The sequence below is a fragment of the Vibrio maritimus genome, from assembly GCF_021441885.1.
GTDB lineage: Bacteria > Pseudomonadota > Gammaproteobacteria > Enterobacterales > Vibrionaceae > Vibrio > Vibrio maritimus_B.
Window position 1 is genome coordinate 1,471,967 of sequence record NZ_CP090439.1, and the last position, 11,820, is coordinate 1,483,786.

General features: G+C 46.9%; 10 protein-coding genes and 1 tRNA gene. 10 read left to right on the forward strand and 1 reads right to left on the reverse strand.

What is annotated here, in order from left to right; all coding sequences use genetic code 11:
• Positions 1–3: 3 nt before the first annotated feature.
• The 7 genes from LY387_RS23000 to LY387_RS23030 all read left to right on the forward strand — a co-directional run bounded on the left by LY387_RS23000 (position 4) and on the right by LY387_RS23030 (position 6,837).
• Complete coding sequence (locus LY387_RS23000; protein ID WP_234496500.1) at positions 4–651, forward strand: fumarylacetoacetate hydrolase family protein; 648 nt, start codon at positions 4–6, stop codon at positions 649–651.
• Positions 651–1,418 (forward strand): fumarylacetoacetate hydrolase family protein, encoded by a 768-nt coding sequence (locus LY387_RS23005; RefSeq protein ID WP_234496501.1) that lies wholly within the window; start codon positions 651–653, stop codon positions 1,416–1,418. Before LY387_RS23000 ends, LY387_RS23005 begins: the two co-directional genes overlap by 1 nt.
• Positions 1,419–1,446: 28 nt before the next feature.
• Positions 1,447–2,970, forward strand: coding sequence for a 5-carboxymethyl-2-hydroxymuconate semialdehyde dehydrogenase (gene hpaE / locus LY387_RS23010; protein WP_234496502.1), 1,524 nt, complete (start codon positions 1,447–1,449; stop codon positions 2,968–2,970).
• An 81-nt stretch (positions 2,971–3,051) separates the two neighbouring features.
• A complete protein-coding gene (locus LY387_RS23015) occupies positions 3,052–3,447 on the forward strand; it encodes a 5-carboxymethyl-2-hydroxymuconate Delta-isomerase (protein ID WP_234496503.1) in 396 nt (131 codons plus the stop codon).
• Between the two features lie 19 nt (positions 3,448–3,466).
• Entirely contained in the window at positions 3,467–4,435 is a 969-nt protein-coding gene (locus LY387_RS23020; protein WP_234496504.1) for an AEC family transporter, read from the forward strand.
• An 80-nt stretch (positions 4,436–4,515) separates the two neighbouring features.
• Entirely contained in the window at positions 4,516–5,373 is an 858-nt protein-coding gene (gene hpaD, locus LY387_RS23025; RefSeq protein ID WP_042497436.1) for a 3,4-dihydroxyphenylacetate 2,3-dioxygenase, read from the forward strand.
• Between the two features lie 9 nt (positions 5,374–5,382).
• A complete protein-coding gene (locus LY387_RS23030) occupies positions 5,383–6,837 on the forward strand; it encodes an NAD-dependent succinate-semialdehyde dehydrogenase (protein WP_234496505.1) in 1,455 nt (484 codons plus the stop codon).
• Positions 6,838–6,884: 47 nt separating this feature from the next.
• Here LY387_RS23030 and hpaA read toward each other — a convergent pair whose 3' ends face one another.
• Entirely contained in the window at positions 6,885–7,760 is an 876-nt protein-coding gene (gene hpaA, locus LY387_RS23035; RefSeq protein ID WP_234496506.1) for a 4-hydroxyphenylacetate catabolism regulatory protein HpaA, read from the reverse strand.
• Positions 7,761–7,931: 171 nt separating this feature from the next.
• Here hpaA and LY387_RS23040 point away from each other — a divergent pair, with 171 nt between their 5' ends.
• The 3 genes from LY387_RS23040 to LY387_RS23050 all read left to right on the forward strand — a co-directional run bounded on the left by LY387_RS23040 (position 7,932) and on the right by LY387_RS23050 (position 11,647).
• Positions 7,932–9,104 carry a p-hydroxyphenylacetate 3-hydroxylase oxygenase component gene (locus LY387_RS23040; RefSeq protein WP_234496507.1) on the forward strand — a complete coding sequence of 391 codons (1,173 nt, stop codon included), beginning with the start codon at positions 7,932–7,934 and terminating at the stop codon, positions 9,102–9,104.
• 185 nt (positions 9,105–9,289) lie between these two features.
• Positions 9,290–9,364: transfer RNA gene (locus LY387_RS23045), tRNA-Gly, on the forward strand.
• 405 nt (positions 9,365–9,769) lie between these two features.
• The gene (locus LY387_RS23050) at positions 9,770–11,647 is read left to right on the forward strand and encodes a glycoside hydrolase family 127 protein (RefSeq protein WP_234496508.1); all 1,878 of its coding nucleotides are present in this window, start codon (positions 9,770–9,772) and stop codon (positions 11,645–11,647) included.
• The last annotated feature ends 173 nt before the right edge of the window (positions 11,648–11,820 follow it).

The window sequence follows — 11,820 nt, forward strand, 5'->3', positions numbered from 1 at the left end:
ACGATGAATGCGAAATTACAAGGGAAAGTAGTTTGCGTGGCGCTCAACGATAGCCAACAGCTCGAAAACTTGGCTGACACCTTTGAGCAACCACCATACAAGGCTTTGCCGACAGAGCCTGTGCTGTATTTCAAGCCACACAATACTTGGAACCATGATAACCGTGCTATCGAATGGCCCGTGAAGCAAAACGAGCTCGTTGTTGGTGCGAGTCTAGCAGTGATTATTGGCAAGCGTTGCTGTCGAGTGACTCAAGAAGAGGCTCTTAACTATGTGGAAGGGTTTGCGCTGTTGCATGATTTTTCTTTGCCAGAAGCAAGCTATTACCGTCCAGATATCAAGGGTAAATGTATCGATAAGTCTGCCACGATATCTGTCCCTGTGCTCACATCAGATTTGAGCAACTACAAAGAACTGGAGCTGGTGACGGCAGTTAATGGTTCGGTAAAGCGCTACTTTCCTTTGAGTCGATTAGAGCGTGATGTCGAGCAGTTGCTTGAAAAGATCTCTCGCATTATGACGCTAGAGAAAGGAGATGTCATCGCGGTTGGCTTTGCGGGTGAGCGCGTCGAACTCCAGCCATACGATCACGTCACCTCGACGCTTGGTGAGGTACTACGTTTAGAAAATATTGTCGCAGGAGGTGAGTAATGAAACGCGCACGTATTCAATATCAACAACAAGTGCTGAATGTGACAGTCAATGACGATCTATCGGTGAATACCGAAGCGGGTGATGTGATTGAGTCAGGTGCCTATGAGTTTCTGGTACCAGTAGAGAACCCAGGAACGATTTTCGCACTGGGTCTTAACTATGCCGATCATGCGTCAGAGCTCGCCTTTGAACCACCTAAAGAACCATTAGTTTTCCTCAAGGGTCAAAACACGCTAACACCACACGGCAAGCCATCATATCGACCAGATGGCATTGAGTTTATGCATTACGAGTGTGAGCTAGTTGCTGTAATTGGTAAGGAGGCGCGCAACGTAAAACGTGAGGATGCGCTTCAGTATGTGAGCGGTTTTACTGTGTGTAACGACTACGCTATTCGCGACTACCTAGAGAATTACTACCGACCAAACCTAAGGGTGAAAAGCCGAGATTCATTGTGTCCTGTTGGCCCGTGGATTGTGGATGTAGAGGACATAGAAGATGTCACTAACCTCAAGCTTGAAACTCAGGTCAATGGCGAAGTGACTCAGGTTGGGACGACGGCCGACATGATCTTCGATGTGCCTTTCTTGATTGAGTACTTAAGTGAATTTATGACCCTAAAACCGGGCGACCTTATCGCGACAGGCACGCCGAAAGGGCTAAAAGACATTCATCCTGGCGATGTGGTTCGCTGCGAAATCGAAGGAATTGGCGCGCTCGAAAATCCAGTGCTCTCAGAGCAAGATTTTTACGCTCAGCGATAGCTCAGAATAAGAAAAAGGAACAAAGATTATGGCTCAACAACTAGATAGCAACCTCACCAAAGCCGAGCAGTACCTAGCAAAATATCGCAACCAAACACTCGGTCATTATATTGCAGGCGAGTGGAGTTTAGGTTCGGAGGGTGAAACATTCGAAAACCTATCGCCAACGAACAACGAAAGCCTTGGTAAAGTCGTCAAAGGCAGCGCTGAAGATGTGAACCAAGCGTGCCTTGCGGCGCAATCAGCATTTACAGAATGGGCGGAGATGTCTGGTGGTGAACGTAAAAAGATCCTGCATCGCCTAGCCGACAAAATCGAAGAGCGAGCGGAAGAAATCGCTTTAGTTGAATCCATGGACTGTGGTCAACCACTGCGTTTTATGAAGCAGGCAGCCATTCGCGGAGCCGCGAACTTCCGATTTTTTGCGGATAAGTCACCGGAAGCGAAAAATGGATTGTCTCTGCACCAAGACAATCACACAAACTATACGGTTCGTACACCGATTGGTCCTGTCGGCGTCATTACTCCTTGGAATACCCCTTTCATGTTATCAACGTGGAAGATTGCACCTGCGTTAGCGGCGGGTTGTACTGTTGTTCACAAACCGGCGGAATTCAGCCCATTAACGGCAGCAATATTGGCGGAATGTGCGGAAGCGGCGGGTCTGCCTGCGGGTGTGTGGAACATGGTGAATGGTTTTGGTGAAGTTGCAGGTAAAGCATTGACCGAACATAAAGCAATCAAAGCGGTGGCGTTTGTTGGTGAAACCGTGACGGGCTCGATGATTCAAGCTCAAGGCGCACCAACGCTTAAGCGCGTTCACTTTGAACTTGGCGGAAAGAACCCTGTCATCGTGTTTGATGATGCTGATTTCGAACGCGCACTCGATGCTGTTGTGTTCATGATTTATAGCTTAAACGGTCAGCGCTGCACCAGTTCAAGCCGCCTTCTTATTCAAAGTGGCATCAAGCCCAAGTTCATTGAAGCACTAAAAGCACGAGTCGAGAACATTCAAGTCGGCCATCCATTAGATCCTGCGACAGAAGTTGGCCCTCTGGTTCATCAATCCCATTACAACAAAGTCTTGAGTTATATGGACGCTGCAACCGAAGATGGCGCGACCATCGCTGTAGGTGGCAAAGCGATTGATAGCTTAGGAAATGGTAACTATCTGACGCCTACGCTGTTTACAGACGCCGATAACAATATGCGTATTGCCAAAGAGGAGATCTTTGGGCCAGTACTAACCTGTATTGAGTTTGATAGTGAAGAGCAAGCCCTCGAGATCGCAAACGATACTGATTACGGGCTATCAGGTTATATCTGGACCTCAAACACAGGTCGAGCTATGCGCATGGCTAGCAAAGTAGAGGCAGGAATGATCTGGGTGAACTCTGAAAACAATCGAAACCTACCATCACCATTTGGCGGCGTAAAAATGTCGGGCATTGGTCGTGATGGTGGAGACTGGAGCTTCGATTTCTATATGGAAACGAAGAATATTTGTATTGCGCATGACACTCACAACGTCCCTACGCTAGGAAAACAATAGGTAGTAGTTGAAACAATAATAATAACCTTTGCGCAGGCTCGCTTCGTCCAGCTTGGCGAGCCTTTTTTAAGGAGTGACCTAATGCCACATTTTATTATGGAATTTTCACCAAATATTGAGTCGGATATCGATATTCCCGAGCTGATGAAAGTGATTCACCGAGAAGCCATCGAAACAGGCGTATTTCCAAAAGGTGGAATTCGAACCCGAGCCGTTAAGAGCGACTATTACCTCGTTGCCGACGAAGACCCAAACAATCGCTTTATACATCTCACGGCAAAAGTGGGAGTAGGGCGAGACCTTGAGGTTCGCCGCCAAGCGGCAGAGCGAATCTTTAACGTGTTTTGTGACTATTTACAGCCAACGTTTGATAGCCAGTATCTCAGCATTGGTTTTGAGATGATCGAGCTGCATCCAGAGCTGAATTACAAGAAGAACAATATTCATCAGAAGCTAGCGGCGAACAACAACGCTTGAAAGAGAAAGGGAGAGCAACATGCTGTCACTAGGGCATTTGAATCATGTGGTGATGACTATTCTTCCTGTTTTTCTCGTTATTGGCCTGGGCTACCTTGCTTCTAAACAAAAAATTATTCCGGAAAATGGTCACAAGGCGCTTGCGGCGTTTGTGTTTAACTTCGGATTGCCAGCGGCCATTTTCAGTGCTCTAAGCACCAGACCGCTCTTTGAAATTTGGAATGCGGACTATTTGCTGGTTTACACCATAGGCTCTCTGCTCGCTTTCATATTGGTCGCTGTGGTGAGTGCGTTAGTTCTACAAAAGAACCTCACAGAAAGCGTGGTGCTAGGACTCGGTGGGAGTTTTTCAAACAGTTTACTTATCGGTTTTCCGATCATTTTCTTTCTGTTCGGAACACAAGCATTAGTGCCGTTTTCGCTCACTCTCGTGGTGGAAAACTTAATAATGCTACCGCTACTCCTTACGCTCGCAGACATTACAAACGGCGGTGGCGGTAGTCAGTTAACTGAGAAAATGAAAGCAACGTTTTTTAGCCTGGCTAAGAACCCGGTCGTGATGGCGATAGTGCTAGGCATGTCTGTATCAGCGCTTGGGATAAAAACGCCCGAAACCGCAACCCATATCGTTGACATGTTAGCAAATACAGTCACAGGTGTGGCCTTGTTTACCATAGGGGGCGGTCTGGTTGGCGTCAGTGTTCGCGGACGCAAGAAGGAAATCGGCACGGTGATGCTGGGCAAGCTGCTTATACACCCTTTGCTGTTGCTAATAATGATTCTGCTTTGGTTTGACCTTGAGCCGACTATGGCTGCCGTTGCCGTAATTTTGGCAAGCATGCCTATGTTTGGTGTCTACGCCGTGATTGGACAGAAATACAACATGGGAGCCATCTGCTCAGCAGTGCTGCTTCCAACCACCATTTTTGCAATGGTGACCGTGAGCCTAGTGACGGCATCGGTCATCATGATTTTTAGCCTCTATTAAGGGCTTAATCGATAACTTGAAACCGTACAACGAGCTTCTTTGCACAATGACGGGAAGCCATATTCAAAAGGAATAGAACGATGGGAAAACTCTGCGTTGCCGCCAAAATTACTCATGTACCAACTATGTTAATGTCCGAAGAACCTGGCCGTCTTCATGGTTGTCGAAAGCCTGCGATTGATGGCCACAAGCAGATCGCTCAGATGGCTAAGGATCTCGATGTTGATACTGTTGTCGTCTTAGATACGCACTGGCTGGTCAATGCGGGCTATCACATCAATGCGCGAGACAAGTTCTCTGGCACCTATACTAGTAACGAGTTTCCCCATTTTATTCAAAACCTAGGCTACCAATACTACGGAAACCCAGAACTGGGCGATAAAATCGCTGAGCTGGCGACAGAAAAAGGCGTGTATACCTTGTCGCATCAAGTAGATTCTCTGGATCTAGAGTATGGCACGTTGGTACCTATGCGTTATATGAACGAAGACTGTCAGTTCAAAGTTGTCTCAATTGCCGCTTGGTGTACGGTTCACGATATCCAATCGTCTAGAAGACTGGGAGAAGCGATTCGAGAAGCGATTGAAGCCAGTAATAGTCGCGTGATGTTGCTCGCTTCAGGGTCGCTATCGCATCGAATTTGGAATAATGAGGACTACGAAGCCAACAATGGCACCTTCACCATCTCAAAAGAGTTCAACCGACAGGTTGATTTAAGAGTGCTTGAACTGTGGGCACAGCGCGATTACTCGACCTTCCTTAAAATGCTGCCAGATTACGCCAACCTTTGCTCTGGGGAAGGTGGCATGCACGATACGGCTATGCTTTTTGGTGCACTCGGCTGGGATAAATATGAAGGCGAAAGTACCGTAGTCACAGAATACTTCCCGAGCTCCGGGACCGGACAAGTGAACGTTGTATTCGAAGTAACAGATTAAGGGGGCGATATGCAGTTAACTAACCCAGCGCTATTTATAACCGAGCACTGCTTTATAGGCGGAGAGTGGTTTGCGTCGCCAACTGAAAAATACACAAGTGTAGTGAACCCTTCGACTCAGCAGCCAATAGGTGGTGTACCGAATCTTGGCACGGTCGAAGCTGAATTATCCGTCGAAGTTGCCCAAGCGGCGTTTCAAGGATGGAAGCAAACGACAGCTGAACATAAGTCTTTGGTATTGAGGAAATGGTACGAGCTAATCGTTGAAAATACGGATGATTTAGCCCGTATCTTGACGACAGAGCAGGGAAAGCCGTTTGCTGAAGCGAAAGGGGAAATTGCTTACGCCGCAAGCTTTGTTCTTTGGTACAGCGAAGAAGCGAAACGTGCCTACGGAGAAATCATCCCTAGCCATAAAGCGGATGGCAAGATTGTTGTCACGAAAGAGCCAATAGGCGTGGTGGCGGCTATTACCCCTTGGAACTTTCCAGCAGCAATGATCACGCGCAAATGTGCTCCCGCTTTTGCAGCAGGCTGTTCCGTCGTACTAAAGCCAGCGCCTGAAACACCATTCACTGCGTTAGCGCTAGCGAAGTTGGCTCAGCAGGCGGGGATTCCTGATGGTTTGTTTAATGTAATTACCGGTGATGCGATCGAGATTGGTAGCGTGCTGACATCGAGCAAGAAGGTTCGTAAAGTGTCGTTTACTGGTTCTACCAACGTGGGGCGAATCCTCATGAATCAATCTGCATCTTCTATCAAGAAGATGGCACTTGAGCTTGGTGGAAATGCGCCATTTATTGTCTTTGAAGATGCAGACGTTGATGCGGCTGTTGAAGGTGCCATGATTGCTAAGTTTAGAAACGCCGGACAGACCTGTGTGTGCGCTAATCGACTGTACGTTCATGACGCGGTTTACGAGGAGTTTGCAAGTAAACTGACTAAAAGAGTGCTAGCACTAAAGGTCGGTGATGGCTTTGAAGAAGGCGTTACCATTGGTCCGCTAATCAATGAACAAGCAGTAGCAAAAGTGCAAGCTCACGTCAGTGATGCCCTTGAAAAAGGGGCGGTGGTTCAGTGTGGCGAGTTTGATTCCACGAATAAACAGTTTGTTCACCCGTTTGTTGTCACTGAGGTCACCGATGAGATGTTGATTGCCGAAGAAGAAACGTTTGGTCCATTGGCTCCATTATTTAGGTTCTCTAGTGAGTCAGAGGTTATCGAGCGAGCCAATGACACTGAATCAGGCCTTGCTGGTTATTTCTATACCAAATCACTAGGTAAGGCGTGGCGAGTCGGGGATGCACTAGAAGTTGGGATGGTAGGCATCAATGAAGGCTTGATATCGACGGCTGCTGCTCCGTTTGGTGGCGTTAAAGAGTCAGGCCTCGGCCGTGAAGGTTCACGATACGGGATGGATGAGTTTATGGAAATGAAGTACTTATTTATGGGTGGTTTAGACTAGCCCAAATTACTCAACCATCTGAATTAAAGTCCAATATAAGGGAGTCGCTATCGCTGCTCCCTTTCTCTAAACCCAGACGCGGTTTCCCCAGAGTTTTTCTTAAAGAACCTCGCAAAATACGCCGGATCTTGATAGCCCAGCTCATACGCCACTTCTTGTACCGACATCGCGGTAAGCAGCAGCAAGCGTCTTGCTTCTTGCATGACACGGTCTGCTACTAGACGTTTAGACGCAAGCCCACTCACTCGGCGACAAATATCATTGAGCCTCGCGGTAGTTAAACCTAATTCATCCGCGTACTGAGGTAAGGTCCAATGAGACTTATAGTTTTGCTCGATGAGCTGACTAAACTGATTGAAAACATGGACATCATTGCTGCGGTACGTGGTGTTCGTTGGCTGCGCATTAGCAAGCCGCAGTACATCAATTAGGAGCAATTGCAATATAGCCTGACATGCAGAGTCACTCATGAAATCCGCGCCACTTTGCTCATCAATCAACTGCTCAAAGCGTTGAATAAGTCGGTGGTCTTCGGGGATCTCAGTACAAAATGGCTGCATCGCCGTTGAAGCTACATCATTGCGCCCAATCTCGATGTCCAACAGTCGCCACACTAATGTTTGGCTTGCCGTAATTACAAAGCCGCTGGCGTGATCGTCAGTCACGAAGGAGTGCGGTACTGTTGGAGGGGTGAAGAATAGGGTGACGCCGTGTTTGGAATAATGGGATTCATCCAACAATACGTGGGTGTTCCCTTCTAGAATACAGTGAATCTGATAGTAGCGATCATGGTAGTGTGTTGGCATATTCCGACCAAAAAACAGCGCTAAACTGTCGAGTTTTTCGACGTGAAATTCACTCTCCTCGTAACGAGAGTCGTAGACTTTCCCAATGTTCAAATTCGGTATCGTTAGTGCTTCCATGTATCCAACTCACCTTTTGATTTTGATAATAGTTAATATATTAGGTAAATCTACGAAAAGTACAAGTTAACGTAGCTAACATCCATTTAACATTGTCGGTTTTGTGAACATACTACCTAGTAATTGCCCACCCAACACAATTACTACAGGGCTAACGTTCAAAAGGAATCGATGATGAAAAGACCTAATCCTCTACTCGAAAAACTTCAAACTGTTCTTCCAACTATTGCTAGCAATGCCATGCAAGCTGAACAGGACCGTACACCACCGGAAGAGAACATTCGCTTGTTACGAGAAATTGGCTTCTTTAGAGCGTTTCAGCCGAAAGCATACGGTGGCTTAGAGATCTCTCTTCCTGAATTTGCGGATTGTGTTGCCGCGCTAGCTGGCGCTTGTGGCGGCACCGCTTGGGGAGCGAGCTTGCTAGCAACGCATAGCCATCAAATGGCGATGTTCTCTAAACAGGCACAAGAAGAGTTTTGGGGATCCGACCCAGAAGCAACAGCAAGCAGCAGTATCGCGCCATTCGGTAAGACAGAAGAGACTGAAGGTGGTGTTATCTTTAATGGCGACATGCGTTGGAGTAGTGGCTGCGATCACGCTGACTGGGCAATCTTAGGATTCAATCGTTTCGATGAAGACGGCAACAAGGTTTACTGTTTTGGTGTCGTACCTCGCCATCAATACAAGATTGTCGATGATTGGTATGCGGCAGGAATGAAGTCCAGTGGTACTAAAACACTAGAACTTCGCGACGTCTTTATCCCTGAACACCGCATTGAGACTGCGAAAGGCATGATGGAAGGGTATTCTGCCGGCTTTGACTTGTATCCAGATAGCGATATTTTCTATACCCCATACCGTCCATATTTCGCTTGTGGCTTCGCTGCTATCAGTTTGGGTATCGCAGAGCGTATGTTGGAAGTCTATAAAGAGAAACAGAAGAACCGAGTCCGTGCCTATACAGGCGCGAATGTGGGAGTGGCAACACCCGCATTGATGCGTTTAGCTGAATCGACGCATCAGGTCGCTGCAGCTCGAGCACTATTAGAAAAGACTTGGGATGACCATAAAGAACATGGTGAGCGTAAAGAATACCCATCTGCCGAGACACTATCATTCTGGCGAACGAATCAAGCATACGCGGTTAAGATCTGTATCGAAAGCGTTGACCGTCTGTTCGAGGCTTCTGGTGGTATGGCATGGTTTAGCGATAATGAAGCGCAGCGTTTGTTCCGTGACTCTCATATGACTGGCGCACACGCCTACACGGACTACGATGTCTGTGCACAGATCTTAGGTCGCTCGCTAATGGGACTAGAACCAGACCCAACCATGGTATAGATGAACTGACCTAACTACTAGTAGAGGAAAAGTGAGACTCGTGTCTCACTTTTCCTTTTTACATCAGTGTGATAGTGCAATTAAGAAGCAAATCGAAGCAAAGATGCGCAGTTAACCCAAAATGAGCAAAAAGAGGCTTTTCTTTTCTATCAGATGTGGCATATTAACTCTCGTCCCACGATGATGCGTGCATCGTATAATGGCTATTACCTCAGCCTTCCAAGCTGATGATGCGGGTTCGATTCCCGCTGCACGCTCCAATTCTTATTTTCTGTTTACTAAATTTACCTTCATAAAAAGAAACGCTTTATTGCGTGTTTTCTCATATCTGGAATTCAAGCTCAAGACTTTGCCATGGCTCTACACGTGTTAAACGGGTACCCAAGATCAGAATTTTCGACGAGACCTCATGAAGTAAAAACATCGATAATATAGCGATGATCATATTTACTAACATAAAACTCGGCCTCCCATATAGTGGGAAACTGTTCCTGCAAAAATGAAGTGTTACCTAGGTCACAATATTTGGCATGACTGTAAGACATACTAATTAGCAATTGGCGAACGCTAGAAATTATTTTAGCTGGCTTTTGTTTTATTTGATGTCGTTAATTATTTCTACACCAGTTTTAATAATTGTAAATATGATATTTGGGTATATTTAGATGAAGAAATACACGAAGTTTCAGTCTTTAAAGACGGGCGATGCGCATTTAACCAATGGATTTTGGGCTAAGCGTGTCGACGAATACATGAGCATCATTGAAAATCTCGAAAGCGCACTTTTGGAAGAAGAGAATGCAGCGAGAATGCTTAATTTTGGTATTGCGGCTGGTGAGGTTGACGGCAAGTTCTATATGAATGAATGGTCCGATGGAGACTGTTATAAATTCTTAGAAGGCTGCATGAACCAATACGCAGTCACACAAGATGAGCGTATTTTAACCGTTGTTAATAAATATATTCCTTGGATTGAGGCTGCACAAGAAGCTGATGGATATATTGGTACACAAACACTGCTAACCGACCAAGAACGTTGGACAGATACAGAAAACCATGAGCTTTATAATATGGGGCATCTATTTACGATGTCTTGCATCCATCATGAAGTGACCGGTGATATGCGACTATTGAATGTTGCGATTAAAGCTGCAGATTACTTGTGGGAAACCTTCTCACCACGTGACTTCGAATTGTGCCACTTTGGCTTTAACCCAAGCCAGATCATGGGCTTAGTTGAGCTACACACTCTAACAGGCGACAACAAGTACTTGGAGCTGGCGGATATCTTTACTCATATGCGCGGTGAAAATCCAGACATTGGTGGTGACTGTAATCAAAACCGCGTACCGCTGCGTGAAGAAACACAGCCAATTGGTCACGCTGTAACAGGCGCCTACTTATACGCAGGGGCCGTTGATGTTTATGCTAAAACCGGTGAGCCGGCGCTATTGGAAGCGGTTGAACGTATCTGGAACGACCTTGTTAAGCGCCGTATCTATATCACTGGTGGCGTCGGTCCTCAGTATGTAGGCGTGTCCGACCGTGGAGACCCAATCTATGAGTCTTTTGCGTCGGAGTACAACCTACCACACCGTGTTGCTTATAACGAAACGTGTGCCAACATTGCGGTTGCGATGTGGGCGAAGCGCATGCTGCAGGTCACTAGCAATGCGGAGTACGGTGACTGGATGGAGACCATCCTGTTCAATGCGGGTATCTCGGGCTCAAACCTGGATATGACCCGTTATTTCTATGCTAACCCACTAGCACACCGTGCATGTCACCATATTGAACCCACCTTTGGTCAATACTCGCATGTACCTAACGAGCGATTCTTCACATTTGATTGCTGGTGCTGCCCACCGCAACTACTGCGAACGTTCACTGGTATGCCTAAATGGGTCTACTCTGTGGCAGAGAGAGCCGTGTCTATTAACCTGTTTGCGGGTGCGAAACTGGACACCATTTTACCGTGCGGTTCGCCAGTCACTATCGATATGGAAACGAACTACCCATGGGACCAAGATGTTTCCATCGCTATTGAGGATGCGCCTCAAGGTGGCGTAACGCTTAGCTACCGTATTCCTGCATGGTGCAGTGGTGCGACAGTAAATGGTCAAGTGGTTGAGAAAGGGATACATGAAATCACAGTATCAAAAGGCGACAAGCTTGCCATCCATTTACCGATGTCTGCTCAGCTGTATTCTGCTAATCCAATGCTTGAGCAAGCCAACGGCATGGTGGCGGTGAAGCGTGGTCCAGTGGTGTATTGCCTTGAAGGGAGCGACGTAGAAACGGGTTACACCGTCGATGATCTAGCGATCTCAGTCAACACTCAGTTTACCGAAGAGACTATTGAAGACCTGCCTCATGGCATGGTTGGCCTCAAGGCTAACCTGGTCCATCGCCCGCAAGGCGAGACGCTGTATTACCCGATGACGGACGACCAAGAAAAGCAGGTCTCTGTGCGCTTTATTCCTTACTTTGCTTGGGCCAACCGAGAAGAGCAAGACATGAGCGTGTGGCTACCAAGAGCCTAGCAATAAAAACTCAAACTAAATATTCAAAGCCCGGTGCTCTGCAGTACCGGGTTTTTCTTTATGTGTCAGAAAAGTTCTACCATGTGGAACTTTGCAAACAACGTGAGCCGTCATTGCGCGAAAACATGGTAAAGCGAATAGAGTGAAGTGTAGGGGAGCTGTACTGGATTGAT

What these genes read in the sequence shown, in the direction of transcription:
- LY387_RS23000 (WP_234496500.1), top strand. Translation starts at nt 4, where the DNA reads ATGAATGCGAAATTACAAGGGAAAGTAGTTTGCGTGGCGCTCAACGAT.
- LY387_RS23005 (WP_234496501.1), top strand. Translation starts at nt 651, where the DNA reads ATGAAACGCGCACGTATTCAATATCAACAACAAGTGCTGAATGTGACA.
- hpaE (WP_234496502.1), top strand. Translation starts at nt 1,447, where the DNA reads ATGGCTCAACAACTAGATAGCAACCTCACCAAAGCCGAGCAGTACCTA.
- LY387_RS23015 (WP_234496503.1), top strand. Translation starts at nt 3,052, where the DNA reads ATGCCACATTTTATTATGGAATTTTCACCAAATATTGAGTCGGATATC.
- LY387_RS23020 (WP_234496504.1), top strand. Translation starts at nt 3,467, where the DNA reads ATGCTGTCACTAGGGCATTTGAATCATGTGGTGATGACTATTCTTCCT.
- hpaD (WP_042497436.1), top strand. Translation starts at nt 4,516, where the DNA reads ATGGGAAAACTCTGCGTTGCCGCCAAAATTACTCATGTACCAACTATG.
- LY387_RS23030 (WP_234496505.1), top strand. Translation starts at nt 5,383, where the DNA reads ATGCAGTTAACTAACCCAGCGCTATTTATAACCGAGCACTGCTTTATA.
- hpaA (WP_234496506.1), bottom strand. Translation starts at nt 7,760, where the DNA reads ATGGAAGCACTAACGATACCGAATTTGAACATTGGGAAAGTCTACGAC.
- LY387_RS23040 (WP_234496507.1), top strand. Translation starts at nt 7,932, where the DNA reads ATGATGAAAAGACCTAATCCTCTACTCGAAAAACTTCAAACTGTTCTT.
- LY387_RS23050 (WP_234496508.1), top strand. Translation starts at nt 9,770, where the DNA reads ATGAAGAAATACACGAAGTTTCAGTCTTTAAAGACGGGCGATGCGCAT.